General features: G+C 70.3%; 17 protein-coding genes and 2 pseudogenes. 10 read left to right on the top strand and 9 right to left on the bottom strand.

The genetic code is table 11. From position 1 onward, the window contains the following. Window positions 1-3 precede the first annotated feature (3 nt). The 3 genes and pseudogenes from J7F03_RS31700 to J7F03_RS31690 all read left to right on the top strand — a co-directional run. Window positions 4-192, top strand: a pseudogene (locus J7F03_RS31700) (glycosyl hydrolase); the annotation flags it as partial. A gap of 244 nt (window positions 193-436) precedes the next feature. After that, window positions 437-1,681: a transposase gene (locus J7F03_RS31695; RefSeq protein WP_251072788.1), complete on the top strand. Its 1,245-nt coding sequence runs from the start codon at window positions 437-439 to the stop codon at window positions 1,679-1,681. After that, on the top strand, window positions 1,681-2,232 hold the full coding sequence (locus tag J7F03_RS31690) for an RICIN domain-containing protein (protein WP_214955611.1): 552 nt from the start codon (window positions 1,681-1,683) through the stop codon (window positions 2,230-2,232). Before J7F03_RS31695 ends, J7F03_RS31690 begins: the two co-directional genes overlap by 1 nt. A 90-nt stretch (window positions 2,233-2,322) precedes the next feature. Here the strand turns inward: J7F03_RS31690 and J7F03_RS31685 are convergent, their stop codons facing one another. After that, on the bottom strand, window positions 2,323-5,166 hold the full coding sequence (locus tag J7F03_RS31685) for a glycoside hydrolase family 3 C-terminal domain-containing protein (RefSeq protein WP_214955609.1): 2,844 nt from the start codon (window positions 5,164-5,166) through the stop codon (window positions 2,323-2,325). A gap of 322 nt (window positions 5,167-5,488) precedes the next feature. On the opposite strand from J7F03_RS31685, the gene J7F03_RS31680 reads away from it, so the two are divergent. The 7 genes and pseudogenes from J7F03_RS31680 (at window position 5,489) to J7F03_RS31650 (ending at window position 15,405) form a co-directional block, all read left to right on the top strand. Next, window positions 5,489-7,162, top strand: coding sequence for an extracellular solute-binding protein (locus J7F03_RS31680; RefSeq protein ID WP_214955607.1), 1,674 nt, complete (start codon window positions 5,489-5,491; stop codon window positions 7,160-7,162). Next, window positions 7,162-8,220 carry a sugar ABC transporter permease gene (locus tag J7F03_RS31675; RefSeq protein ID WP_214955605.1) on the top strand — a complete coding sequence of 353 codons (1,059 nt, stop codon included), beginning with the start codon at window positions 7,162-7,164 and terminating at the stop codon, window positions 8,218-8,220. Before J7F03_RS31680 ends, J7F03_RS31675 begins: the two co-directional genes overlap by 1 nt. Further along, window positions 8,217-9,143, top strand: a complete 927-nt coding sequence (locus tag J7F03_RS31670; RefSeq protein ID WP_214955603.1) for a carbohydrate ABC transporter permease — start codon at window positions 8,217-8,219, stop codon at window positions 9,141-9,143. Before J7F03_RS31675 ends, J7F03_RS31670 begins: the two co-directional genes overlap by 4 nt. 80 nt (window positions 9,144-9,223) lie before the next feature. Continuing rightward, window positions 9,224-10,435, top strand: a pseudogene (locus J7F03_RS31665) (WD40/YVTN/BNR-like repeat-containing protein); the annotation flags it as partial. Continuing rightward, the gene (locus tag J7F03_RS31660) at window positions 10,435-12,402 is read left to right on the top strand and encodes a beta-galactosidase (RefSeq protein ID WP_214955600.1); all 1,968 of its coding nucleotides are present in this window, start codon (window positions 10,435-10,437) and stop codon (window positions 12,400-12,402) included. The pseudogene J7F03_RS31665 and the gene J7F03_RS31660, both read left to right, overlap by 1 nt. Then, complete coding sequence (locus J7F03_RS31655; RefSeq protein WP_214955598.1) at window positions 12,399-14,696, top strand: glycoside hydrolase N-terminal domain-containing protein; 2,298 nt, start codon at window positions 12,399-12,401, stop codon at window positions 14,694-14,696. The genes J7F03_RS31660 and J7F03_RS31655 overlap by 4 nt, the downstream gene beginning before the upstream one ends. Further along, entirely contained in the window at window positions 14,689-15,405 is a 717-nt protein-coding gene (locus J7F03_RS31650) for a hypothetical protein (protein ID WP_214955596.1), read from the top strand. The genes J7F03_RS31655 and J7F03_RS31650 overlap by 8 nt, the downstream gene beginning before the upstream one ends. Before the next feature lie 108 nt (window positions 15,406-15,513). Here the strand turns inward: J7F03_RS31650 and J7F03_RS31645 are convergent, their stop codons facing one another. The 8 genes from J7F03_RS31645 to J7F03_RS31615 all read right to left on the bottom strand — a co-directional run. Continuing rightward, window positions 15,514-16,530 carry a LacI family DNA-binding transcriptional regulator gene (locus J7F03_RS31645; RefSeq protein ID WP_214955595.1) on the bottom strand — a complete coding sequence of 339 codons (1,017 nt, stop codon included), beginning with the start codon at window positions 16,528-16,530 and terminating at the stop codon, window positions 15,514-15,516. A gap of 184 nt (window positions 16,531-16,714) precedes the next feature. Next, window positions 16,715-18,469: a cellulase family glycosylhydrolase gene (locus tag J7F03_RS31640; RefSeq protein ID WP_214955592.1), complete on the bottom strand. Its 1,755-nt coding sequence runs from the start codon at window positions 18,467-18,469 to the stop codon at window positions 16,715-16,717. 81 nt (window positions 18,470-18,550) lie between these two features. Beyond that, window positions 18,551-20,062, bottom strand: a complete 1,512-nt coding sequence (locus J7F03_RS31635) for a glycoside hydrolase family 43 protein (protein ID WP_214955591.1) — start codon at window positions 20,060-20,062, stop codon at window positions 18,551-18,553. 145 nt (window positions 20,063-20,207) lie between these two features. Further along, window positions 20,208-21,125 carry a glycoside hydrolase family 36 protein gene (locus J7F03_RS41515; protein ID WP_251072782.1) on the bottom strand — a complete coding sequence of 306 codons (918 nt, stop codon included), beginning with the start codon at window positions 21,123-21,125 and terminating at the stop codon, window positions 20,208-20,210. After that, window positions 21,025-21,753, bottom strand: coding sequence for a glycoside hydrolase family 36 N-terminal domain-containing protein (locus J7F03_RS41510; RefSeq protein WP_251072781.1), 729 nt, complete (start codon window positions 21,751-21,753; stop codon window positions 21,025-21,027). The genes J7F03_RS41515 and J7F03_RS41510 overlap by 101 nt, the downstream gene beginning before the upstream one ends. A 16-nt stretch (window positions 21,754-21,769) precedes the next feature. Further along, window positions 21,770-23,755: a beta-galactosidase gene (locus tag J7F03_RS31625; RefSeq protein WP_214955590.1), complete on the bottom strand. Its 1,986-nt coding sequence runs from the start codon at window positions 23,753-23,755 to the stop codon at window positions 21,770-21,772. Between the two features lie 395 nt (window positions 23,756-24,150). Next, window positions 24,151-25,257, bottom strand: coding sequence for a ricin-type beta-trefoil lectin domain protein (locus tag J7F03_RS31620; protein ID WP_214955589.1), 1,107 nt, complete (start codon window positions 25,255-25,257; stop codon window positions 24,151-24,153). 109 nt (window positions 25,258-25,366) lie between these two features. Then, window positions 25,367-26,363: non-reducing end alpha-L-arabinofuranosidase family hydrolase (locus tag J7F03_RS31615; protein ID WP_214955588.1), on the bottom strand; the 997-nt coding region annotated here is incomplete at its 5' end.

Genomic DNA, 26,363 nt, shown 5'->3' with positions numbered 1-26,363 from the left:
CAGCTCGCCTCCTGGATGGCCACCCACGCCGACAGCATCCACGGCACCAGCGGCAGCCCCTTCGCGGCCGAGGCGTCCTGGGGCAGGATCACCAAGAAGAACGGCAAGCTCTTCGCCCACGTCTTCACGTGGCCGACGGGCGGCACCCTGCAGATCCCGGCGGTCCACAACACGATCAGCCGCGTCTACCTCTGATCTCGCCCAGTCCTCCCCTGTTTACGGGGGAGGTGAAGGGCGTTCTTGGCTCGGAGGCGCGGAGTGCCGGAGTTCTCTGCGTCTGTGGGGTGACGGTCGGCACGCGTGTCTGAATAGCGGTTTCATTGTAGTGATATACGGCGAACGATAGCTTTGTTGTGTGAGTGTGGAACTTGTGTATGAGAAGCGTCAGTTCGGGCATCGTGCCCGGCTGGCGCTGACCTCTGCCCAGGTTCGGCTCATGGACGATCAGGCGCATGCGGCCCGCGCCATGTGGAACTGTCTGCATGACTGGTGGACGATGCTCCCGAAGGAGAAGCGCTCTCTGGCCGCCGCTGATGCGGCGATACGGCAGGCACGCAAAGACATCGACTGGCTCGGCGCGCTTCCCGCGCAGTCCGCGCAAGCCGTGTTGAAGACGTACTTCCAGGCGTGGAAGAACTGCTGGGACGGTCGTGCTGGCGCCCCGAATTTCAAGGGTCGGTTCCGCACGGTGATGTCCGTGGATGTTCCGCAGGGACGGGACCTGAACATCGTCCGCGTGCACCGCCGGTGGGGGCAGGTCAACATTCCCAAAGTGGGCCGGGTCCGGTTCCGGTGGACTAAGGACCTGCCCGTGGGTAAGCATGCCAACGCGGAGAACCGGATCACCGGGGCGCGGCTGATCAAGGACGCGCTCGGCTGGCACATCGCCTTCCGTGTCCAGACCCTTGAGGTCAAGCCCCGGCCGCACCAGGGGCCGGAGGTCGGCATCGACGTGGGCGTCACCGTGCCCATCGCTCTCTCGGACGGTGAGACGTATGAGCACGGCGAGTGGCTGACGGAGAGGGAGAAGGCGAAGCTCCTGCGCCTGGAGCAGCGCGCCGCACAGCGTAAGCAGTACCGCAAGCCCGGCGAGCGCGCCAGCCGCCGGCTGCACCATACCTACGACCAGATCGCAGGGCTCCGCGCGAAAGCCAAGCGCAGGGCCCTGGACTGGCAGCATCAGACGACCACCATCATCGCCCGCAGCTACGGCACGGTCGTGGTCGAAGCACTCACCATCACGAACATGGTCAAGTCCGCCAGGGGAACCATCGAGGAGCCGGGAAGGAACGTCGCCCAGAAATCCGGGCTGAACCGGGCGATCAGCGGGGAGGCGTGGGGCCGGACGGTCACCATGCTGACGTACAAGACCGCCCGGCACGGCGGCACCCTGCACAAGGTCCCCGCCCCCCACACTTCCCGGCGATGCTCCGCGTGCGGCTTCATCACGCCCGGGAGCCGGGAGTCCCAGGCCGTGTTCGTGTGCAAGAACCCGGACTGCGGCTGGTCAGGCAACGCCGACCACAACGCAGCCCGGAACGTGTTGCACCTGTACCGGATGGGCCTCGCGCTCGTCCCGGCTGCCGGGAGGGCAGTCGTCAGGCGTGCCAAGCGCGTCAAGCCCGCTGCCGCAAGGTATGCAGGAATCTCCCTGCTTCAGCCGGGAGAGCACTTCAATTGATGAACAACCCCTCGGTGTCGCTCGCCCACACGGTCAGCGGCGGCCAGATCAACGTCAGCGTGCCGGCCACGGCGCCCAACGCGAACGACTCCGTGGTCTGCGTGGAGGTCAGCGGCATGCCGGCGGTCCTCGCGGGCGGCGTCTACCGGCTGGTCAGCGCGCACAACGGCAAGGCCCTCGACAACGCCAACATCACCACCGAGGGCGGCCAGGTCGCCCAGTGGACCCCCAACGGCGGCACTCCGCAGCAGTGGACGGTCACCGACCTGGGCCACGGCTACTACAAGCTGGTCTGTGTCCGCAGCGGCAAGGCCCTCGACGACAACGGAAGCACCTCCGACGGCGCGGTGCTGGTCCAGCGCACCGACGGCGGCGGTCAGGGCCAGCAGTGGGCGGTCGCCGCGCTGGGCGGGGGTGCGTTCCGGCTCACCAACCGGCACAGCGGAAAGGTCCTGGACAACGGCTACGCGAGCGGGGACGGAAGCCCGGTCATCCAGTGGTCCGCCAACGGCGGCCCCGCGCAGAACTGGAACCTGACCAAGATCGCCTGAGTGCCCCCGGGTTGGCGTGCCGCGTGCGCACGCCAACCCGGCTCATGGGTTCCCCATCGATGCGACCTCGGACGACAGGACCTCAGGGCCTCAGACGGAGAAGCTGACCCGCGCGAGCCGCACCGGGCCACGCAGTCCGAGGCGGACTTCGTGCACACCGGCCGCCACGGCGGCGGGGGCGCTCACCGTGGCGTAGTCGTAGGGCCCGGACGTGCCGGGGGACAGCGCGAGCACCGCCAGGACCGGACCGTCACCCAGCGAGAGTTCGACCGTGCCCTCACCCGCCGCCTCCACCGTGGTCCCGGCAGCCCCCTTCGCGAAGTCGCAGTCACGGAACACCAGCTCGCCCCGCCGGCCGGCCACGGGGGTGACGGAGTCACCCGAGGTCTTCGCACGGTCCACGATCTCCGTGTCGCTCTGGTCGTCGAAGTCCACCGCGTCCAGGCCGCCCGCCATGACCGGCCGGGGGACGGACGGCTCGCCGTCGAGGTCGACCGTCCGAGCCAGGCGGACGTCCTCGCTGGACGCTCCGACGAGGATCTCGTAGGGGCCCGGTTCCACCCGCTGACGTCCCTGCGCCACGTCCCAGAACGCGAAGGCAGGCATCGGCAGCCGGAAGGCGATCTCCGTGACCTCGCCGGGCGCGAGCGTCACACGCCGGTGCGCGGCCAGTTCCCTGCGGGGCCGTGGCACCGACGGCTCCACGGCCCGGGTGTAGAGCTGGGCGACCTCGTCCGCGGCGACGTCACCGGTGTTGGCGACGGTGAAGGACACGTGCAGTGTCCCGTCCTCGACGCGAGTCCTGAGGCCTTCGTAGGAGAAGGACGCGTACGACAGGCCGTGGCCGAACGGGAAGAGAGGCCTGCCCTCGAAGTAGAGGTACGTCTGGCGGCCGCCGATCACGTCGTAGTCGAGCAGGCCGGGCAGGTCGGAGTCGTCGGCGTACCAGGTCTGCGGGAGGCGGCCGGCGGGGGAGACGTCGCCGGCCAGGGTCCTGGCCAGGGCCGTGCCGGCGGCCTGGCCGCCGTGGGCCGTCCACAGCAGCGCCGGCACCTCCGCGTGATCGACCGCGTACGGGTACGCGGACACCAGCGCCAGCACCGTGTTCGGGTTGGCCGTTCGGGCCGCGCGCAGGAGGCGCTCCTGGTGGGCGGGGAGGGCCAGGGTCGTACGGTCCTCGGTCTCGCGTCCGTTGATGTGCGGATCGTTACCCGCGACCACCAGGACCACGTCCGCTTGCGAGGCGACCTCGTGCACCGCGTCCTCGCCGCTTTCGACGACGACGACTTCGAACTTCTCCCCGTTCTCCTCGGCAACCTTGAGGCCGTCGGCGGCGACAGAGACGAGGTGACCCGTGGCGATGTGCCGAAGGAGGTGCCCGTTCTCGTGCGGTTCCAGGCGGAACGTCTCCTGGACGACCCAGCCTCCGGGCTGGTCGGCGGAGGCCCGGACACGGCCGTCCTCGGCGACGGAGAGGTAGCGGCCGTCGGGGGCGCGCAGGGTCAGCACGCCCTCGCCCCAGTCGATGAGGGAGAGTTCGCTGCCGGTCGCGTCGGTGGTGAGCGGGGGCAGGTCCGTCCGGCCCGCGAGCAGGGCCGGGTCGAGGGCGCCTTCGGCGCCGCGCACCTCTTCGTCGGTGTCCGCCTCGGGGACGTGCAGGAAGGTTCCGGCCGAGGTCTTCAGCAGGATCCGGTCCACCCCCTCCGCGAACTGCACGCGCTCCGGGCCGAACCGCTCGTACAGGCCCGCCAGCGGCGTGGAGCGGTGCAGGAGCGTGCCGCTGTACCAGTCGAGCTTGCACTCGTCGGCGAGCGGGCCGACCACCGCGAGCCGGGTGCCGGGCGCGAGCGGCAGCAGACCACCGCTGTTCTTGAGCAGTACGACCGCCTGCTCGGCCGCCTCCTGGGCGAGGGCCCGGTGGGCGGGGGTGTCGAAGTCCGTGGTGAGCGCGTGCGGGTCGTACTCCGGGTCGAACTCGCCGAGGCGGAAACGGACCGAGAGCTGGCGGCGGACCGCCGCGTCGATGTCCGGCTCGGTCAGCAGGCCCTGCTCCAGAGCGCCGCGGACTCGGGCGGTGATCTGCGAGCTGTCGGTGCCGTGGTCGGTGAAGCTGTCGACGCCGGCCAGCAGCGCGGCGGCCGTCGCCTCCTCGTGGGTGTCGAAGTAGTGCTCGGAGTCGACCAGGTTGGAGGGCGCGCCCGCATCCGAGCAGACCAGCAGCTCCTCCTCGGTCCAGGTGCGCAGATGCTCTCGCAGATACGGCGAGACGTGGTTCGGGCGGCCGTTGACCAGGTTGTACGCCGGCATCACGCCGGCCACGGCGCCCGCCTCGACCGTCTCGCGGAAGGCGCGCAGGTCGTATTCGTGCAGGACGCGCGGGCGGACCGAGGAGGACGTGACGTCACGGCCCGTCTCATTGTTGTGGGCCAGCCAGTGCTTGAGGACGGGGGCGGTGCGCCAGTACGTCGGATGCTCGCCGCGCAGGCCGTGCGTGTAGGCGGTGGCGATGGCCGAGGTGAGCTTCGGGTCCTCCGAGTAGCCCTCCTCGTTGCGGCCCCACAGAGGGTGGCGCAGCAGGTTCACCGTCGGCGCCCAGACGTTCAGCCCCACGCGGTCGTCGCGGGCGCGCATGGCCCGCGCCTCCTTGGACACCGCCTCGCCGACCCGTCGTACGAGATCCGTGTTCCAGGTCGCGCCCAGGCCCACCGCCTGCGGGAAGACAGTGGCCGGACCCATCCAGGCCACGCCGTGCAGGGCTTCTTGGCCGGTGCGGAACGCGGCGACGCCGAGCCGCTCCACGGCAGGCGCGAACTGGTGCAGGAATCCGATCTTCTCGTCGGGGGTGAGCCGTGACAGGAGGTCGTCGATGCGCTTCGCGACAGGCAGCTGCGGATCGCGGGAAGGCGGTGCTGTGTGCGGCGTGTGTGCGGACACCTGGGATCCCCCTGAGATGGAGCGTGAATGTATTCGAAGCGCTTCGATGCTCATCAGACACCAGGGTGAGTGTCAAGGGATCAGCGCCGTTACATCAAGCAGGACATACAGAGAGTTCCCCACCAGGCCTTGGAGGAATCTCGGAAGCGACCCTTGTGCGCCTCTGGGTGTTCACTTAACCTCACTGCAACATCGAAGCGCTTCGACAGCGAATCGCGTCGCAGTCGTTGGATGACCGCTTCAGCTCCGTCAGTTCCAGTCACGACACCGAGCCCGACGGCCGACCGCCGGGTGTCCAGGTGCGCCATGAAGGGTTGACGCAATGACGCCGAATGCCGCCTCCTCCGGACCGAGCCGGAGAAGCTTCCTCGCCTCCACGGCGATCGCCACCGCAGCGGTGGCCGGGGGAATGCCGCTGCTCACCGCCTGCGGCGGTTCGGACAACAAGTCGCGAGCGGGCAACACGTCGGGCAAGGCCGCCGACAAGCTGATCCCGACGTACGTCGCCAGCACGCTCGCCAAGCCGGACCTTCCGTCGAAGAACGGTTCGGCAGCCGGCTACACCGCCAAGGTCGACCTCGCGGCCCTCGCCGCCTCGGTCCCGGACAAGCTCGGCACCGGCGCCTCCTTCAAGATCATGTCCCCGCTCTGGGGCACCCCGCCGAATCCCGACTGCGCCTACTACACGGGGCTCGACGCCGTCGCGGGCACCAAGGTCACCTGGCAGAACCAGGACGGCAACACCTACGGCGAGAAGCTCGGCGCCGTCCTCGCCTCCAGCTCCATCCCCGACATGATGGTCGTGCCCAGCTGGGAGCTGGTCGGCAAGATCGCGAACGCGGTCACCGCGAAGTGCATGGACCTCGGCCCCTACCTGGCGGGCGACAAGGCCAAGAAGTACCCGAACCTCGCCGCGATCCCCTCCGATTCCTGGCGCATGAGCATCTTCGGCGGCGCGCTGCGCGGCATCCCGATGCCCTCCGCCGCCGCGAGCGCCATCGTGCCCTACTACCGCAAGGACATCTTCGACGCGAAGGGCTACTCCGTACCCAAGTCGGCCGAGGAGTTCCTCAGCTGGGCCAAGGACGCCACCAGCGCCAAGGCCAAGGTCTACGCCTGCGGTGACATGACCTGGGTCACGGCCGGCATCTTCGGCGTCCGCCCCTCCGGGCCGCTCGGCTGGAACATCGGCGACGACGGCAAGCTGACCTACCGCATAGAAGCGCCCGAGTATCTGGAAGCCCTGGAGTGGAGCCGCAAGCTCTTCGACGCCGGCGTGGTCCACCCCGACGACAAGGCGCGCTCCGGCGACGCGGCCCAGCGGTTCACCGCCGGTCAGATCCTGGTCTTCAACGGCGACATGTCCGCCTGGTACGTCAGGGCCGCCGAACAGGCCCCGTCCAACCCGGCCTTCCAGATCGAGGGCATGGACATCTTCGGCGCCGACGGCGGCCGCCCGACGATGTACGCGTCCTCGCCCGCCACCATCTGGTCGATGATCCGCGAAGGCGCCTCGAAGGAGACCGTGGAGAACGCGCTGGCGGCCGCCAACTTCGCGGCCGCGCCCTACGGCACCAAGGAGCGGATGCTCGTGGACTACGGCGTCGAGGGCACCCACTACACGGTCAAGGACGGCGTCCCGGTCAAGAACGACCAGGGCAACTCCGAGGTGAACAACGCCTGGTCGATGCTGGCGGCCCCCGCTCCCTACTTCGCCCACCCCGACCATCCCGACATCGCCCGCAAGCAGGTCGAGTGGCAGCAACGGATGGGGGCCGACCTGAAGAAGACGACCACGTACGGCATGAACATCGTCGAGCCGACGAACTACGCCAACCTCTCCAGCCAGTTCGGCCAGCTGGAGATCGACTACGTGCGGGGCAACAAGAAGCTGTCCGACGTGCAGGCCGCCATCTCCACCTGGAGGTCCTCCGGCGGCGACAAGCTGCGCGACTGGTACAAGGAGCTCATCGACAAGAACGGCAGCGGCAACTGATGTCCATCACGGCAGGGAGCCGGCCCGACAGGACGCGTCCCCCCGCGGCCGCCGAGGAGCCGGCGCCCGCGGTCGACACCGCGGCGGCGAAGGGGCGGGCGCGGGCGCCGCGCGGGACGGGCGGGGCCGGCAAGGTTCCCTGGCGGATCCGGCTGCGCCGCGACCGCACGCTCATCCTGATGACCTTGCCCGTCATCGCCCTGCTCCTGCTCTTCAACTACGTCCCGCTGCTCGGCAACGTCGTCGCCTTCCAGGACTACGATCCGTACGTCTCCAGCAACGGCATCACGGCGATCTTCCACAGCCCCTGGGCAGGCGTGGAGCAGTTCTCCCGGATGGTCGACGACCCGCTGTTCTGGAGCGCCACGAAGAACACCCTCGTCCTGTTCGCGCTCCAACTCGTGCTCTTCTTCCCGATCCCCATCGCCCTCGCGCTGCTCATCAACAGCGTGGTCCGGCCCCGGGTGCGGGCCGTGGCGCAGGCGATCATGTACCTGCCGCACTTCTTCTCGTGGGTCCTCGTGGTCACCGTCTTCCAGCAGGTCTTCGGCGGCGCGGGCATCATCGCCCAGACCCTCCAGGACCACGGGTGGAGCGGCTTCGACCTGATGACCAACGCGGACCTGTTCAAGTACCTGGTCACCGCGCAGGCCGTGTGGAAGGACGCCGGCTGGGGGATCATCGTATTCCTCGCCGCGCTGGCCGCCGTCAGCACCGATCTGTACGAGGCGGCAGCCATGGACGGCGCGGGGCGCTGGCGGCGCATGTGGCACGTGACGCTGCCCGCGCTGCGCCCGGTGATCGCGCTGCTGCTGGTCCTGAGGGTGGGTGACGCGCTGAGCGTCGGATTCGAACAGTTCCTGCTCCAGCGGGACGCGGTCGGACTCGGAGCCAGTGAGGTCCTCGACACCTACGTGTGGAACATGGGCATCCAGAACGGCGACTTCAGTTACGCGGCCGCCGTCGGCCTGGCCAAGGGCCTCATCGGCGTCTGTCTCGTCCTGGGCGCGAACAAGTTCGCTCACCTGCTGGGCGAGCGGGGGGTGTACAAGAAGTGAGTCTCAATACGCAGCTCATCCGCAGCCTCAAGGCTCCCGCCCGCCCCGTGTGGGAGGAGCCGCCGAGCAAGGCGGGACTCACCGTCAAGGGCGGGTTCCTCCTGCTCGCCTGCCTGGGGGTGCTCGGTCCGCTGTGGATCGTGATCGTCACCAGCCTCTCTCCCAAACCCGTGATCGACCAGGTCGGCGGCCTCGTCGTCATCCCCCGGGGCATCACCTTCGTCAACTACACCGAACTGCTCAGCGGTGGCCAGGTCAGCCGGGCGATCACCGTCTCGGTCGGTGTCACGCTCGTCGGCACGCTGTTCTCGATGGCGGTGTCGGTGCTGGCGGCCTACGGCCTGTCGCGGCCCGGGAGTCTGGGCCACCGGTTCTTCCTGATGACCATCATGGCGACCATGTTCTTCGGGGCCGGGCTCATTCCGACGTACCTTCTGGTGCAGTCGCTGGGCCTCACCGACACCTACCTCTCGCTGATCCTGCCGAGCGCGGTCAGTGTCTTCAACATCCTCGTCCTACGGGCCTTCTTCATGGGGATCTCACCCGAACTCACCGAGTCGGCCCGCATCGACGGCGCCAGTGACCTGCGCATCCTGCTGTCCATCATCATGCCGCTGTCGCGCGCGGTGCTGGCCGTCATCTCGCTGTTCTACGCGGTCGGCTACTGGAGTGCCTGGTTCAACGCCTCCATCTACCTCACCGACCAGGAGATGATGCCGCTGCAGAAGGTGCTCATCCAGCTGGTCCAGAAGAACACCGAGGCGCCGACCGGCCTTCAGCAGGCGGTCCGCACCGGACAACTCTCCTCGCTGGGACTGCAGATGGCCGTCATGGTCCTCGCGCTGATCCCCGTCGCGATTGCCTCCCCCTTCGTCCAGCGGCACTTCAAGAAGGGCATGCTCACCGGAGCCGTCAAGGGCTGAAGCCCTGTGGTCCCGCGCCTCTGATCCCGCTCGGCCTCCCCCTTTCGTCAAGACCGAGGTATGTCATGAGCACGTTTCCGCTCGTCGTGTCCACCAACAACCGCTGGGCCGAGATCGACACCCTCTTCCGTTCCACCGACGGCGGCCGCACCTGGAAGTCCCTGAAGGACGGGGCCGTCCTCGACGTCTCCGAGACCCCCTACCTCAAGTGGGGCAAGGAGGAGCCCAAGTTCGGCTGGTGGATCCAGGCCGTCGGCCTCGACCCGTTCGACTCGGAGCACATCGTCTACGGCACCGGCGCGACCCTGTACGGCACGCGCGACCTCAAGCGCTGGGCCCCGCAGGTCCGCGGACTGGAGGAGGCGTCCGTGGTGGCGATCGTGTCGCCTCCGACGGGAGAGGCCCACCTGATCAGCGGTTCGCGGGACATCGGCGTGCTCTACCACGAGCGGCTGACCGCCTCGCCGTCGCGCGGCTTGGCCACGAACCCCGTGTTCGGGTCCTCCATCGGACTCGCCCAGGCCACGGCCAAGCCCTCGTACGTCGTGCGCACGGGCTCGGGCGACCAGGGCAACGGTGCCTGGTCGAACGACGGCGGAAGGACCTGGGCGCCCTTCGCGTCGCAGCCGGCCGTCGCCAGGGACGCGCCCGGGCCGATCGTCACCAACGCCGACGGCAGTGTGCTGCTGTGGTCCCTCGCGCACGGGGACGGCACCGTGTACCCGGCGCACCGCTCGGCGGACCACGGCGCCACCTGGGCCGAGGTCGCCTCCCTCCCGAAGGGCGCGGTCCTGGTCGCGGATCCCGTGGACCCGACGTGCTTCTACGCCTTCGACACGAGCACCGGCACGCTCCACGCCAGCACCGACAGCGGCCTGACCTTCAGCGCCCGGGCCACCGGCCTGAGCTCGGGTGACGCCGGGTTCCAGCTGGCCGCGGCCCCGGGACGCTCCGGCGACCTGTGGCTCAGCGCCAAGGCGAACGGGCTCTACCGCTCGACCGACGGCGGCGCCGGCTTCACCGAGGTCGCCGGCTGCCGGGCCTCGCACACCCTGGGCTTCGGCAAGGCCGCCAAGGGTGCCTCGTACCCGGCGATCTACATGGCCGGCGGGATCGAGGACTTCAACGCCGTCTACCGTTCCGACGACGAGGCCAGGACCTGGACGCGGATCAACGACGACCAGCACCGGTGGGGCTGGACCGGCGCGGCGATCACCGGCGATCCGCGCGTCCACGGCCGGGTCTACCTCGCCACCAACGGGCGCGGCGTGCAGTACGGGGAGCCGGTCTGATGCCCGGTCTGAGTGACGTGACACGAGGCCGTCTGCTCTTCGGCGGCGACTACAACCCGGAGCAGTGGCCCGAGGAGACCTGGCACGAGGACGTCCGGCTGATGAAGGCGGCCGGGGTCAACTCGGTCACCCTCGGCGTCTTCTCCTGGTCGATGCTGGAACCGGAGCCCGGTGCCCGGGAGTTCGGCCGCCTCGACACGCTGATGGACCTGATGCACGAGAACGGCAGCGGTGTCGTCCTCGCCACCCCGACCTCCTCGCCCCCGCCCTGGATGGGCCGGCTGCACCCGGACACCCTGCCCGTCACCGAGGACGGCCGCACCGAGTGGTGGGGCGGCCGCCAGCACTTCTCGCACTCCAGCGCCACCTACCGGCGCTACGCCGCCGCCATCACCGAGGACCTCGCCGCCCGCTACGGCGGCCACCCGGCCCTGACGATGTGGCACATCAACAACGAGTACTGCACCTTCGACTACGGCGACCAGGCCGCGGCCGGATTCCGCCGCTGGCTGCGCGGGAAGTACGGCACCCTCGAAGCCCTCAACGAGGCCTGGGGCTCCGCCTTCTGGAGCCAGGGCTACGACACCTGGGACGGCATCCTGCCGCCCCGCCTGCCCCACTACATGCGCAACCCCACCCAGGTGCTGGACTTCCGGCGCTTCACCTCCGACGCGCTCCTGGAGTGCTACGCCGCCGAGCGGGACATCGTCCGCCGCCACACCCCGCACGTGCCGGTCACCAGCAACTTCATGCCGCTGTGGATCGGCCAGGACGCCTGGCGCTGGGCGGCGGAGGAGGACGTCGTCTCCGTCGACATCTACCCGGATCCGCGCGACCCGCTGGGCGCCCAGAGCGGCGCCCTCGTCCAGGACATGACCCGCTCCCAGGCGCGCGGGCCGTGGATGCTCATGGAGCAGGCCGCCGGGCCCGTCAACTGGCGGGGCGTGAACCACCCCAAGCCGCGGGGTCTGGGCCGGCTCTGGTCCCTGCAGGCCGTGGCCCGGGGCGCCGACGCCGTCTGCTACTTCCAGTGGCGCCAGTCCCGGCAGGGCGCGGAGAAGTTCCACTCCGGCATGGTCAGCCATGCCGGAGAGGAGGGCCGGACCTACCAGGAGGTCAAACATCTCGGCGCGGAGCTGGAGCGGATCGCCTCCGAGGTGACCGGCCGCAACATCACCGCGGACATCGCGGTCCTGCACGACTGGCACGCCTGGTGGGCCGGAGCCCAGGACGGCCGCCTGTCCCGGCAGGTGGAGTACCCGGACGTCCTGCGCGCCTGGCACCGAGCCCTGTGGCAGGCGCACCTCACCACCGACTTCGCCCATCCCGAGCACGACCTGACGCCCTACTCCGTGGTCGTCGTGCCGCAGCTGTACGCGCTCACGGACACGGCCGTCGACAACCTCCTCGGCCACGTCCGCCGGGGCGGCACCCTCGTCTGCGGCTTCCAGACCGGCGTCGCCGACGAGGACGACCGGGTCCGCGCCGGCGGCATGGATCCCCGGCTGCGGGAGCTGTTCGGGATCCGCACCCTGCACGAGTGGTGGCCGCTGGACGCGGGGGAGACCGTCACCTGCGAGGGCTTCAGGGCGTCCCTGTGGTCCGAGGAGCTGGAGGGCGACGGCACCGCCGAGGAGACCGTGCCGTACAAGGGCGGTGAACTCGACGGACTGCCCGCCGTCCTGCGCAAGGGCCGGGCCTGGTACGTCTCCACGCTCCCGGAGCCGGAGGCGCTGCGCGACCTGCTGGCCCGGATCGCCGACGGCGCGGGCGTCCGGCCGGTGCTCGACGGCCTTCCCGAGCAGGTCGAGGCCGTCCAGCGGGGCGGGGCGCTGTTCGTGCTCAACCACGGCATCGAGCCGGTGACCGTCGAGGTGCCCGGCACCCACCACGACCTCCTGACCGGGACGGACGTCACCGACCGGGTGACCCTCGGCCGCTACGGCGTGGCGGTGCTCCGGCCATGACCGCGGTCAACGGGCCCGTCCACGGCACGTGGGAGCCGCACCCGGCCACCCGCTGGGAGGACGGCTTCCTGAGCGGCAACGGCCATCACGGAGCCCTGGTGTTCGGTGATCCGAACGCGGAGCGGGTCGTCGTCACGCACCACACCCTGGTACGGCCGAGCGGGAACGGCCCGCACCGACGGCCGCCCCGGCTGGCCGCCGAACTCCCCGGGCTCCAGGACCGCCTCCTGGCAGGCGACCGCACCGCCGCGGAGGGTTTCACCGACGGCCGTCCGCACCAGTGGGTGCAGCCCTTCCACCCGGCCTTCCAGGTCAGCCTGGTCCGGCCCGCCGCCGAAGGCGGCGACGGGGGTGACGGGCATGACGGGGGTGACGGTGGCGGCGGTGGCGACTACCGCCGTGACATCGACTTCACGACGGGTGTCGTACGGGCGGCCGGCGCCGGATGGACCAGCCGGGTCTTCGTCTCCCGCGCCGACGACGTGATCGTCCAGCACGTGACGGCGCCGCCCGGGGTCACCCTCGACATCTCCCTCGACCACCGGCTCCCCGGAGCCCCCGCCGCGCTGGCCGTCGGCCACGGCGCCATCGTCACCCCCGAGGGCGCCCTGCTGAGCCTGCGCGCCCGCTACCCGGAGGGCGACCGCGCCTTCACCGGAGTCACGCTCGTCGTGGCCACCGGTGGCAGGACGGCCCTCGCCGCGCCCCGCGTGCACGTCGAGGGCGCCCCGTCCGTGCTGCTCCTCACGCGCGTCCGGCGGCACACCGGCGAACTGGACGTGACCGCGGAGGGCCGCGCCCTGCGCGACCTGCCCCTGGACTACGACGCGCTCCTCGACCGCCACGCCGCCCTCCACCGCCCCGCCTACGAACGCGTCACCCTCGACCTCGCCGCCGACCCGGCCGAACGGGCCCTGCCGGGCTCGGAGCTGCTGAAGCGCCCGCGTGATCCCGCTCTGCTGGAGCGGCTGTTCGCGGCCGGCCGCTACCACCTGCTGTCCTCCAGCGGCCTCTTCCCGCCCCGCCTGACCGGCCTGTGGACCGGCGACTGGAACACGGCCTGGTCGGGGGCGTTCACCAACGACGCCAACCTCAACCTCCAGACCGCCTCCGCCGCGGCCGCGCATCTGCCCGAGGTCACCGAGGCCCACGCCGCGCTGATCCAAAGCCAGTTGCCCGACTGGCGCGACAACGCCCGCGCGGTCTTCGGCGCCAGGGGCGTGGTCGCCCCCGCCCACACCGACGGCGAGTCCGGCCACTCGTACCACTTCAGCCGCGAGTACCCGCTGCACCTGTGGACCGCGGGCGCCGACTGGCTGCTGGGGCCCCTCGTCGACCACGACGAGACCCACGGCGTCCGCGACCCGCGCACCGCCGCCGCCCTGGCCGAAGTCGCCCTGTTCTACGAGGACTTCCTCACTCGCACCGATGACGACGGCCGGCTCGTCGTCGTCCCCTCCTACTCACCCGAGAACCGCCCCGCGGACGCGAGCTGGGTGACGGTCAACGCCGCCATGGACCTCTCGGCGGCCCGGCACGCCCTGCGCACCGCGGCCGACTACCACCCGGACGCCCCGGACGCCGACCGCTGGCGCGCCCTCGCCGACCGGCTCCCGCCGCACCGGATCAACGAGGACGGTGCCTTGGCCGAATGGGCCTGGCCGGGCCTGGCGGACTCCTACGACCACCGCCACCTCAGCCACCTCTACGGAGTCTGGCCGCTCGAGGAGATCACCCCGTACGACACCCCCGGCCTGGCGGCCGCCGCCCACCGCGCCCTCGAACTGCGCGGCGCCGAGAACGACTCCGCGCACGGCCATCTCCACCACGCGCTCATCGCGGCCCGGCTCCGGGACGCCGGACGCCTCGCCCACGCCCTCGGCCAGGTCCTGGACGGCGACTTCTTCCACGCCTCCCTGATGAGCGCGCATTACCCGAACCGCGACGTCTACAACGCCGACGCCGCGCACACCCTGCCCGCCGTGCTGATCGAGGCGCTCCTCCAGTCGACACCCCACCGACTGGTCCTCCTGCCCGCGCTGCCGCCGTCCCTCCCGGCGGGCCGGCTCACGGGCGTACGCACGCGGTTCGGCGCCGAGGTCGAACTGACCTGGGCGCCCGGCCGGGCGACGGCGGTTCTGAAGCCGGCCCGCACGGTCCGTATCGAAGTCAGAACTTCTTCCGGCGACGCGGAGTCGATCGATCTCGTTGCCGGAGAGGACCACGTCCTCAGTACCGGGACGTGGTATTCCCCCCACATTTCCCCCCACCCGTGGAAGGGACACCATGGTTGACCGCACGATAGGCAAGATCACGATGGCGGTGCTGGCGCCGGCGCTGGCGCTCGGTGCCACCATCGGCCTGGCCGCCGCCCCCGCTTCGGCAGCAGTCTGGAACTCCTGCGACCAATGGGGCAACACGATCCTGAACGGCTACAAGCTCTACAACAACATCTGGGGCTCTGGTGCGGGCAGCCAGTGCTTCTGGGCCAACTCCGGTACCGGCTGGGGTGTCTGGGCCAACCACCCCAACACCGGCGGCATCAAGTCCTACCCCAACTCGACGAAGACGATCAACAAGACGATCGACTCCCTCGGCTGGCTCACCAGCACCTACAACGTCAGCGTCCCGTCGTCCGGCGCGTACAACACGTCGTACGACATCTGGGACACCGACCACCAGTACGAGATCATGCTCTGGGTCAACCACAACGGAGCCGTCGGCCCGATCGGTACCTGGCAGGCCAACGTCGCACTCGGCGGCCACAACTGGAACGTCTACAAGGGCACCAACGGGTCGAACCAGGTGTTCTCGTTCCTGCGGACGTCCGACTCCAACTCCGGCACCGTGGACGTGAAGCCGATCCTCAACTGGATCGCGTACACCAAGGGCTGGATGCCCGGCAACGAGACCATCGGCGACGTCCAGTTCGGCTATGAGATCACCTCCTCGTCCGGTGGCCTCAACTTCAACACCAACAACCTGACCATCAACGGCGGCTGACCCGGCACATCAGGGCCGAGGCCGGTCCGCGTCCCTTCTCGGGAGCGCGGCCGGCCTCGGCCCGCAGTGCGCTGTGGGAGTCGTCCACCGCCGGACGAAGCCGTCGGGTCAGGAAGCGGCGGAGGGCGCCGGCCCTGTACTCTCCCGCACCGTCAACTCCGGTGCGATGAGGATGACTTCATCGGTGCCGCGGTCGTCGAGCTTGGCGACCAGACGCTCCACGGCGTGCCGGCCCATCTCCTGCGCGGGGATGGAGACCGACGTGAGCCGCACCGAGGCCTGTACGGCCACCTGGTCCGGGCAGACCGCGACCACCGACACGTCCTCGGGCACGGCGCGGCCCTGCCGGCGCAGCAGGGCGAGCAGCGGCTCGACCGCCTGCTCGTTCTGCACGACGAACCCGGAGGTGCCCGGGCGCTCGTCGAGGATGCGGGCGAGGGTGACGGCCATCGCGTCGTAGCCGCCCCCGCACGGCCGGTGCAGCATCCTGATGCCCAAGTCCCGTGCCCGCAAACGGAGTCCGTCGAGGGTGCGCTCGGCGAAGCCGGTGTGCCGTTCGTAGACCGCGGGGGCCTCGCCGATGACGGCGATGTCGCGGTGGCCGAGCGTCGCCAGGTGCTCGACGCACAACGTGCCGGTGGCCTTGAAGTCGAGGTCGACGCAGGTCAGCCCCGAGGTGTCGGCGGGCAGTCCGATCAGGACGGACGGCAGGTCGGTGCCGCGTAGCAGCGGCAGACGCTCGTCGTCGAGTTCGACATCCATCAGGATCATCGCGTCGGCGAGCCCACTGCCGGTGACGCGGCGGACGGCGTCGGGACCCTCCTCGCCGGTCAGCAGCAGCACGTCGTACCCGTGCGTCCGGGCCGTCGTGGCGACCGCGATGGCGATCTCCATCATCACCGGCACGTACATGTCGGTGCGCAGCGGAACCATCAGCGCGATGATGTTCGACCTGCTGCTCGCCAGGGCCCGCGCGCCGGCGTTCGGGTGATATCCCAGCTCGTGGATGCTCTCCTCGACCCGTAGCCGCGTGGTCGTGGAGATGGACCGCTTGCCGCTGAGGACATAGCTCACCGTGCTCGCCGATACTCCGGCGTGCCGGGCGACCTCGGCGAGGGTTACCATCCAGCTCTCCCAGCTTTGTGAAACGCTTCGACAGTGTGCGCGTATCGTTTGCGCGTGAAATGTACGCCGACCCTATCGTCAGCCCTGGGTGCGTGTCCATCTGTGCGTCGAAGCGCTTCGACGCACACGCGAGCCTGCCCTGGCCGCCCGGGGGAGCGGGCGGCCAGGGCGAGGGTGCGGCAGGTCAGGCGACCGTGCCGGTGACCGTGCTTGCGGACTTGGTGACGTGGTAGGTGACGGTGGCGCCGCTGTAGAAGTGGAAGACCAGCGTCGCCGGTTCCCCGTCGCGGAGCGCGTTGAGGAACTCGGGGGTCAGGATGATCGTGCCGTTCGGGTAGTCCGGTGAGAACGCCTTGTTGAACTCCTGGTACGGGGTCCAGCTGGTCTGGCCGGCGTTGGTGCCGTCGGCGTACGTGGCGTGCGTGGTCGCCAGGTCGTTGCCCCGGTACTGGGTGGGGACGGTGAACGAGCCGGTGGTGCCGGTGGCGTCCGACAGCACCGGAACGTCGTTGGTGACGATGTCGATGTTCCAGGGCAGCCCACTGGTGAACCGGGCCTGGAGCGTCGAGTTGACGCCGTAGGCGCGGTTGCCGACCAGGCGGGTCAGCGCCTTGGCGGAGAAGGTCAGCTGGTTGCCGGAGACGGTGTAGTCCCGTCCCGCGACCAGCCTGGTGTCGCCCTGCCACACCCCTCGGAAGTAGGTGCCGTTGAGGTTCAGGGTGAGCGACTTGGCGGTGACCGGGCTGGACTTCGGCACGAAGACCTTGTCGAAGGAGGCCGTGCCCGAACGGGTGGTCCAGCTCGACTTGATCGCGGCGAACAGGGCCGGGTCGCGCCACTGCAGGGTCTCGCGGTTCAGGTAGGCGAACGGGTCCCACAGCGCGGTGGTGATGCCGTACTTGCGCGCCCCGTAGCCCACGTGCTCGAAGTACTTCAGCGCCTCGCCCCGCTCGACGCGGGAGGGGTTGAAGTGGTTCGGGTAATCGAGCAGACCGTACTCGCCGAGATAGAGCGGGATGCCCTTGGCGACGAGGGTGCGGTGCATGTTGGCGAAGGAGTCCTCCAGGTGCTTCTGCGCGACGGCGTCGTACAGGGTGCCGCCCGCGACGTTCACGCTGAACGGGTACCAGCTGTAGAAGTGCACCTGCGCGATGAGCTGACGGTCCTTCAGCCCGGCGATCGTGGTGTACAGGTTGTCCAGGTGGACCTGGTCACCACTGCCGCCCGGCGTGGTCAGCGACAACATGCGGCTCGCGTTCGCGCCGCCCGAAGCGCGGACCACGGAGTGGAACGAGGTCTGCAGTTCGTGCAGGTAGGTGACCTTCTGCGCGTCCGTGGCGTTGGCGAAGCTCGGCTCGTTGATGCCCTCGAAGATCAGAGTGCGCGGCGCGTCACGGAAGGTCGTGGAGATCTGCGACCAGGTGGAGTTGAACCGGGCCATCACGTTGTCGTGGTCGCTCGTGATCTTCTCGACCCACATCCACGAGTCGTGGTGGACGTTGAGCACCACGTACAGGCCGTCGGCCAACGCCCAGTCGACGAGCTGCTTGACCCGGGCCATGTAGGCGGCGTCGACGGTGTACGGCGCGGTGGTGGACTGGTGGTCGGTCCAGGTCACCGGGATGCGGACGCTGCGGAACCCCTGCGCGGCGATGGTGTCGAACGTCGCCTTGGTGGTCTGCCCGTTGCCCCAGGACGACTCGTTCGGGAAGGCGTCCAGGGTGTTGCCCAGGTTCCAGCTGGGCTGCATCTGCGCGACGGCGTCCATCGGGTTGTCCGGAACCCGGACCACCGGCCGCGAAGGCTTCCGGTGGCCGTCGGGCGCGGCCAGCGCGGTGCCGCCGGCCAGCCCCAGCATGACGGCGAGCGCCAGCAGCAGGGCGGCCAGCCTGCCCGGGCCCCGGCTGCGGTGCTGCGCGGGGTGCCGTATGTCCTTCATGTGTCATGCCTTTCGGTCGGTCTGCGGGTGATGGCCGGCCGGTGAGGAACGTGTCAGCCGGACTCAGGGAGGGGGCTTGGTTCAGCCGTCGACGGGCTCGTAGTCGAACCAGTCGAAGTGGACGGTGCCTTCCGCGGCGTACATGCCGATGACGCGTCCGGTGAAACCGCCGGCGACCTCGGTCGACAGGTAGCGGCCGTCGAGGGCCGCGAGCTCGGTGAACGTGCCGTCGGGCCGCTCGACGCCGAGGGAGACGACGTCAGGTCCGGTGCACGGTCCGTGCGGCGGCGGCTCTGTGATCGTGACGGCGAGCACCACCGGCCCGGCGGGCACGGACCGAGCGGCCACGACCGTGCGCAGGGGGCCGACGCGCGCGATGACCCGTACCTCCGTACCGGACGCCTCGATCGCGTAGTGGTGCTGCTCGTCGAGCCGGACGGCAAGGCCGCCGCGCCCTTGCGACGGGTCGGTCAGGGTCCGTGCCCGGCACGCGAGGTGCTGCTGGCGGCGGCCGGTGAACACCACGTCGGGTTCGTCCAGGGAGCCGCCCCGCGCGCGCAGGGTCAGCCAGCCGGGGCGCTCCTTCGTGGTGCAGTGTTCGGCGGGCCGGTCGCGCAGGGAGATCCAGGACGGCCGCAGTTCGGCGAGCTCGAAGTCGTCCCACTGCTCCTCGACCGGGCCGGGGGACAGCGGCCACGGGAGCTCGGGCAAGTCCAGGGCGACCTCGCCGACGACCGGCCAGTCGTCCACCCAGGTCACGGGAGCCAGGAAGGTCTCCCGGCCGAGCACGTGCCAGCCCGGCGTGCCGCCGCCCGGCCGGACGCCGAGCAGCACCATCCACCAGGAGCCGTCGGGCCCTTGGACGAGGTCGGCGTGCCCGGTGTTCTGGACGGGGTGGTCGGTGCCGCGGTGGGTGAGGACCGGGTTGGCCGGGCACGGCTCGAACGGGCCGGCAGGCGTGCGGCCGCGGGCGATCGACACGGCGTGACCGCGTTCGGTGCCGCCCTCGGCGATGAGCAGGTACCAGTAGTCGCCGATCCGGTACAGGTGCGGCGCTTCCGGGGCCTTGGCGCCGGGCCCGCCGGACCAGACCCTGTGCGGTGTTCCGTACGTCTGCCCGGTGGACGGGTCGATACGGACCTGCGAGCCCCCGGCGACCGTGCACCAGCAGGTGCCGTCCTCGTCCCAGACCAGGTCGGGATCGATGCCGGGGACGTCCGGCGCCCAGATGGGGTCCGACCACGGTCCGGCGGGGTCGGTGGCCGTGACGAGCAGGTTGCCGCCGCCCTCGCTGCAATTGGTGACGATCAACCAGAAGCGGCCGTCGTGGTGGCGCAGGGTGGGGGCGTAGATCCCGCCGGAGGACGACATGGAGACGGGCAGCCGCAGTTGCTCCGGCCGGTCCAGGGCGTTGCCGATCTGGGTCCAGTGCACCAGGTCACGGCTGTGGAAGAGGGGTACCCCGGGGAAGTACTCGAAGCTGGAGCAGGCCACGTAGTAGTCGTCGCCGACGCGGCAGACGCTGGGGTCGGGGTGGAAGCCGGGGATCACGGGGTTGGTGGAGCGGTGGTCCGGCTGGGGCAGAGGGGGCACCCGATGGGTCCTCTCGTCGATGCGTGATGCGTGATGCGTGATGCGGGCGTGGGATGGGGTGGGGTGGATCAGAGCCCGGGAGCGCCGGGGTCCGTGGAGGTGATGCGGAGCAGGACGGCGGACGGCGCGGCGGGCAGGGTCAGCCTCAGCTCGGCCGTGTCGGGCATCCAGCCGGTAACGGCCCGGCTCGCCGAGGGGTAGAGCAGGTCGACGCGGGCGGCGGTGTCCCGCAGGTGGGGCAGGTGAAGCGTCGCCGTGGCGTCGGTTCCGGGGCGGCGCCAGGCGGTGAGGTAGGTGAGGGCGGGAGTGTGCAGGGCCAGGGCGATCCAGGGGTCGTCCCAGGCGGGAAGGCCCAGTGGCCAGGACGGCACGGCTCGCGGCAGGTCGGCGCGGAGGCCGCGATGGCCGCGTAGAGGTGGAGGTTCTGCTGGTCGCTGGTGGACTGCAGCCGCATCCGGGAGAGCATGGCGTCGTCCCAGCGCATGCCGCCGGAGGCGCAGTTCTCCACCACCAGGTGCGGATACCGGTCGAGGACGCCGTCGAGCCAGTCGAGGTGCGCCCGGTTGTGGCCGAGCAGGCCGGCGCCCGGGGTCTCGCCGGGGTGGGCGCTGGTGCCGGAGCCGGGGTCGATGTCGTGGTCGAGTTTGAGGTAGCCGACGCCCCACTCGCCGACCAGGCGGTCCACGACCTGGTCCAGGTGGGCGCGGGCGGCGGGGTGGCGCAGGTCCAGGTGGTGCCGGCCGGCCTCCGTGACGCGGGCGCCGTCGCGGCGGAAGAACGCCTCGTCGGGCAGGGACTCGGCCATCGGGCTGCGTACGCCGATCACCTCCGGCTCCAGCCACAGGCCGGGAACCATGCCGCGCTCCCGGATGCGGTCCAGCACCTCGTGGATCCCGCCCTCCCCGGGGAACCGGGAGGCGGCGGGCTCCCAGGCGCCGACGGTGGTCCACCAGCCCCCGTCGTCATCGTCGTACCGGCCGGCGTCGATCACGAAGTACTCCGCGCCCGCGTCGGCCGCCGCGTCGATGAGCGGAAGCAGCTTCTCGGTGGTGGGGTCGCCCATCAGGCTGCCCGTTCAGGGCGAAGCCGGCCCGGCCGTGCGCCTGGACCACGCGTCCGCTCTGGGCCGGTGTGGTCAGGCGCGCGGGCTGTCGCCGCCAGCGGCATTCGGTGAGCCAGTCGTTCTCCGCCAGCAGCAGGTCCGCGGTGTCGAAGGCGGCCGGGTTCCGGGGGGTGAGGCAGCCCACCACGAGCGAACTCACCGACTCCAGGTGCAGCGTGACCTGCCCCTCGTTGCGCAGGGTCACCTCGCTGCGGAGCACGGGGACGCCGTCTGGTGAGCGGTAGGTCACCTCCGCCACCAGGCCGGTCTCCGGGTCGTGGAGGTGCACGGTCAGCGTGTGCCGGACGCCGTCGCGGGCCGCGTGGTGGGACCGGTGGCGCAGACGCCCGCCGAGATCGGTGCCCACGAGGAGGTCGCCCGACCAGCCACGGCCGTGACCCGCGGCCGTCACCTCCACCAGGGGCAGGGACGCACCGGGGATGCTCCGTGCCTCGCCGGGCAGCCCGAGGTGCGTGAGGCGCGGACTGCCGTTGTCATCGAGGACGATCTGCAGGTGAAGGGCGTCGTGCCCCCAGTGGAAGGTTCCTTGTTCGTTGGGCATGGCGGGCATGGCGGGCCTGGCGGTCATGGCGGCCCTTTCGAGGTCAGAGCCCGCGCAGAACAGCGCAACCGCCGGGCGGCAGTTCGTGCGCGAGGGCATCGGTGAGCAGGTCGTGGGCGGGGACCGGCAGGGGCACGGCCTCGGCGTTGTGGTTGAGCAGGATCTGCCAGTGGCGGCCGTCGGGTGCGTGCCGGGTGACGGCTTCGACACCGGCCGGAAGGCCCGGCACGTCCGGTTCGACACCGGCCTCCTTCAGCAGGCGGCCGACCAGGGCGCCGTAGTCGGCGTCGTCCAGGCGGGTCGAGAGGTACCAGCCCTGTCCGGTGCCGGAGCGGTGCCGGGTGAGGGCGGGGCTGCCCGTGAGCATGCCGTGGGTGTAGGTGGCGAGCGTCTGCGCGCCCTCGGTGCGCAGGGACTCGCTCCAGACCGTGCCGTGCGACCCGTCCGACAGGGTGACGCGTTCGTCCGTCCGCAGCGGCCGGTGCTCCTCGACGCGGATGCCCAGCGCCTCGCGCAGCGGGCCCGCGGGATAGCCGCCCAGCCGGGCGTGCACGCGGTCGTCGACGAATCCGCTCGCGTGCTGGACGAGGAGCGTGCCGCCGCCCTCGACGTAACGGCGCAGGTTCTCGGCGCCCTTGTCGGACAGCAGGAACAAGGACGGGGCGATGACCAGCCGGTAGCCGCTCAACTCGTGCTCCGGGTGGGCGAAGTCGGCCGTGACGCCGGCGTCCCACAGCGCCCGGTGCGCCTCGGCGAGCGGCGTGTGGTAGTCCAGCCGGGCGGAGGGCAGACCGTCCGCCTCCAGCGCCCACATGGCGTCCGGGTCGTCGAGTACGGCGACCGGCGCGGTGACCGTGGATCCCGCCAGCTCGCCGAGCCGGGCGACCGCCTCGCCCGTCCGGGTGACCTCGCGGAAGATACGGCTGTCGGGACCCGCGTGCGGCAGCATCGCCGAGTGCCAGGTCTCGGCACCAGCCCGGGACTGGCGCCACTGGAAGAAGAGGGCCCCCTCCGAACCGCGCGCGATGTGGCCGAGGCTGTGGCGCAGGATCTCGCCGGGCTCCTTGCCGAGCACCTGGTCGCCGTCGTAGACGGTGCTGGTGCCCTGTTCCATCAGCAGCCACGGGCGGCCGCCGGCCAGGGAGCGGGAGCGGTCGGCGTAGAAGGCGACGTGGGCTGCGGAGTCCGGGCCCGTCTCGGACGGGTACTGGTCGGAGGTGACGACGTCGAGTTCACGCGCGAAGGCCCACAGGTTGAGCCTCAGGTAGTAGGGCAGCATCAGGTTCGTCGTCACCGGGCGGTCGCTGTACGCGCGGATCGCGTCGCGCTGTTCGCAGTACGCGGCGATGATCTCGTCGCCCCAGAAGCGGTGGAAGTCCACCGTCTGGCCGGGGTTCTTGTGGTAATTCGTCGCGCGCGGCGGCAGCACCTGCTCCCAGGAGGTGTAGCGCTGGCTCCAGAAGGCCGTTCCCCAGGCCTCGTTGAGGGCGTCCAGCGAGCCGTGGCGGGCGCGCAGCCACACCCGGAACGCGGCGGCCGCGTGGTCGCACCAGCAGAGCGTGCCGTACTCGTTGTGCACGTGCCACAGCGCGAGGGCGGGGTGGTCGCCGTACCGCTCGGCGAGCGCGGAGGCGATCCGGCGGGCCGCGCTGCGGTAGGAGGGGGAGGCGAGGCAGTACGTGTCGCGGCTGCCGTGGACGAGGCGGGTGCCATCGGCCCGGACCGTCAGCGCATCGGGATGGGCCAGGGTGAACCAGGGCGGCGGGGAAGCGGTCGGGGTGGCCAGGTCGACGGCCACACCGTTCGCGTGCAGGCGGTCGATGTGGGCGTCGAGCCAGGTGAAGTCGTAACGCCCCTCCTCCGGTTCGAGCAGGGCCCACGAGAAGACGCCCACCGTGGCCAGGTTGACCCTGGCCCGGCTCATGAGCTCGTCGTCCTCCTTCCAGACCGGCTCGTCCCACTGCTCGGGGTTGTAGTCCCCGCCGAAGGCCAGGCCACCCAGGCGGTCGGTAATGCTGCGAGTCGTCATGACGGTTCCTCGGGTACGGAGAGTCGAGTCGTGCTCTGACGAAGCGCCAGAGCCGAGGGAAGCAGCACGAGGCGACGGGCCTTGCTACGGCGATCGTCGAAGCGCTTCACTTCAGGCGACAAAAAGTAACGGACAAGTTTCGTGTGAAACAAGGGCCTTTACCGCGAGAATGACTTCTGCTGGACCGTCGACGGCCTGTTAGGGCTGGTGAGGCGTCGAAGCGCTTCGACGCAGATGATTCAGATTCGGCTACAACCTCGGCGTGCGAGGGGTGCGCGAGGTGAACCCGGCGTCGGACATGCCGGACGGCGCGAGGTCCGCCGTACGACCACGCGTCGATTTCACGTTGTCCCGGGACCGGAGCCCGCAAGGGGCTCCGGTCCCGGGAGTGGGGGTCATCCGGCGGTCAGAGCGGTCCACTTCTGGTTGGCGCCGCCGTGGCAGTCCCACAGGTGGAGCTGCGTGCCGTCGGTCGTGGAGAAGCCCGGAACGTCGAGACAGCGGCCGGAGGCGGGGTTGCGGTAACCGCCGTTGTAGGGCTGCCAGATCTGGTTGGCGCCGCCGTGGCAGGCCCAGATCTGCACCTTGGTGCCGTTGGCGGTGCCCCCGCCGGCGGCGTCGAGGCATGTGCCCATGGAGCGCAGGGTGCCGCCGTCGTAGGCGGACCAGAGCTGGTTGGCGCCGCCGCCGCAGCCCCAGATCTGGACGGCGGTCCCGTTGGCCGAGTTGGCGCCGCCGACATCCAGGCACTTGCCGGTGGTGCCGGACTCCACGCGTGCGGCGGCGGGGGCGGGGTTCCGCAGCCACCCGGCGCTGTCCGCGGCCTGGATGCCCCGGTGGAAGGCGCTTGCCATCTTCTGGTAGCCCGCGTCGTTGGGATGCAGGGCGTCGGCCAGGTCCGCCGTGGTCAGGCCGCTCATGTCCACGTACGCGACGCGCTTGCCCGCTGCCTGTGCCTCGCTCACGATCTGAGGGATGGCCTGGTTGTACGCGGCCCTGTACTGCTCCTCCGAGCCGCTGGTGGACACGACCAGGGAGGCCACGAGGACGGTCGCGTCGGGGGCGGCGGCGGTGATCTGGTTGACCAGCGACTTCAGCCGCGCGGTGGCAGTGGTGGGCTGGTAGCTCCCGTTGAGGTCGTTGGTGCCGATCTCCAGCGTCACGACGTTGGGCCGGTAGCGCGTCAGCGAGGCGTCGGCGAGTGCGGCGATCTGGTCGATGCGGTATCCGGAGTGGCCTTCGTTGTCGGCGTCGGACATCGAACCGCCCCGCAACGTACCGACGAAGTCCAGCGGATGACCGTCCCCGGCAAGCTTGTCAAACAACGGACCCCGGTAGCCGTTGCCCGTACTGCTCCCCACTCCCCAGGTGATCGAGTCGCCCAACGGCATGACCCGCAGGGGCGTGGTCGAGGCGGCGGAGGCAGGGGTCACACCAACGGCTGCCACCCCGAGCGTGGCAGCGACAAGAGCGATATGGGGAAGAAACCAAGGCTTTCTCATGCAGGCGTCCTCTTCTGCGAGTGATTGCTCCATCAAAGGGACCGAACGCCGTTCCGTCGGCGGTCCGGCCCGTGGGGGGTGCGTGCGTGCTCGATGGTGGCCCGGGCGGTCAGCAGGAGGAGTTGGTCTGGGTGAGCAGGCCCATCCGCCAGGGCAGGTCGATGTAGCCGGTCTCGGCCTTGGGGTCTATGCCCTGGTAGACGTACTGCAGCCGGCACGGATTGATGGTCAGGGTCTGGTCGTTGCCGTCGCGGACCAACTCGCCGTGGCTGATGTCCTCGGTCCAGACGCCGCCCGGGAAGGTGACGTTGTTGCGGCCGGCGAAGGGTTCGTTCTCCGTGGCGGCCAGGGGGGTCCAGCTACCGGTGAGGCTGGACGAGGTGAAGGAGCGGAAATAGCGCCGGCCCGAGGTGTTGCCGATGGCCTCCTGGAGCAGCAGGTACTGGTTGCTGCCGGCGACCTTGTACACGTTGGTCGCCTCGAACAGGTTGTTCTTCGTGTCCGACATCACCATCTGGGTGTTCCCGTAGCCGTTCGGGAAGTTCGCCAGGCTCGTCTGGGCGCGGTAGATGTGCCCGTTGTCGTCACTGAAGAACAGGTGGCAGTCGGTGGTGTCGCAGATGACCCAGAAGTCGATCCACGTGCCCTTGCCCTTGTTGTCCTTGACGACCTGAGGCTCCTCGGACATGAGGAGGCGGGGCGCGGACCACGAGTGCGGGTCGGCCGGGTTCGTGCTGGTGGAGTAGGTGGGCGGACCGGTCTGGTAGACCATGTACCAGAGGTTCTGCGGCGCGAAGTAGAACACCTGGGGCGCGGCCCGGTAGCCGGAGCCCATGGGCGAGGTGTCGAGGTAGGTGTGCGGCGCGGAGGCGGCCTGGGACCAGTCGCCGAAGTTGAACTGCGCCAGACCCCAGCCGGACGGGCTGGCGGTGGTCGCGAAGGTCAGCCACTGGTTGTTGTGCCGCACGATCGAGAAGTCCTTGATCGCCGCCACGTCAGGGTGCCGGGCGTCCGGCTTCGGACCGGCCAGGACGCCGCTGGAGGACCAGCGGAACGTCGACGGCAGCGCGTTGCTGCCGCTGTCGACGCGGACGAGTTTCCACTGC

The organism is Streptomyces sp. ISL-43 (assembly GCF_018614195.1).
GTDB lineage: Bacteria > Actinomycetota > Actinomycetes > Streptomycetales > Streptomycetaceae > Streptomyces.
Note: the sequence above shows the minus strand (reverse complement) of the source record. Positions and strands in the feature narration are given on the sequence as shown.

Coding starts and splice junctions, on each gene's coding strand:
- J7F03_RS31695 (WP_251072788.1), top strand. CDS start 437: ATGGACGATCAGGCGCATGCGGCCCGCGCCATGTGGAACTGTCTGCAT.
- J7F03_RS31690 (WP_214955611.1), top strand. CDS start 1,681: ATGAACAACCCCTCGGTGTCGCTCGCCCACACGGTCAGCGGCGGCCAG.
- J7F03_RS31680 (WP_214955607.1), top strand. CDS start 5,489: ATGACGCCGAATGCCGCCTCCTCCGGACCGAGCCGGAGAAGCTTCCTC.
- J7F03_RS31675 (WP_214955605.1), top strand. CDS start 7,162: ATGTCCATCACGGCAGGGAGCCGGCCCGACAGGACGCGTCCCCCCGCG.
- J7F03_RS31660 (WP_214955600.1), top strand. CDS start 10,435: ATGCCCGGTCTGAGTGACGTGACACGAGGCCGTCTGCTCTTCGGCGGC.
- J7F03_RS31655 (WP_214955598.1), top strand. CDS start 12,399: ATGACCGCGGTCAACGGGCCCGTCCACGGCACGTGGGAGCCGCACCCG.
- J7F03_RS31650 (WP_214955596.1), top strand. CDS start 14,689: ATGGTTGACCGCACGATAGGCAAGATCACGATGGCGGTGCTGGCGCCG.
- J7F03_RS31645 (WP_214955595.1), bottom strand. CDS start 16,530: ATGGTAACCCTCGCCGAGGTCGCCCGGCACGCCGGAGTATCGGCGAGC.
- J7F03_RS31640 (WP_214955592.1), bottom strand. CDS start 18,469: ATGAAGGACATACGGCACCCCGCGCAGCACCGCAGCCGGGGCCCGGGC.
- J7F03_RS41515 (WP_251072782.1), bottom strand. CDS start 21,125: ATGGGCGACCCCACCACCGAGAAGCTGCTTCCGCTCATCGACGCGGCG.
- J7F03_RS41510 (WP_251072781.1), bottom strand. CDS start 21,753: ATGACCGCCAGGCCCGCCATGCCCGCCATGCCCAACGAACAAGGAACC.
- J7F03_RS31625 (WP_214955590.1), bottom strand. CDS start 23,755: ATGACGACTCGCAGCATTACCGACCGCCTGGGTGGCCTGGCCTTCGGC.
- J7F03_RS31620 (WP_214955589.1), bottom strand. CDS start 25,257: ATGAGAAAGCCTTGGTTTCTTCCCCATATCGCTCTTGTCGCTGCCACG.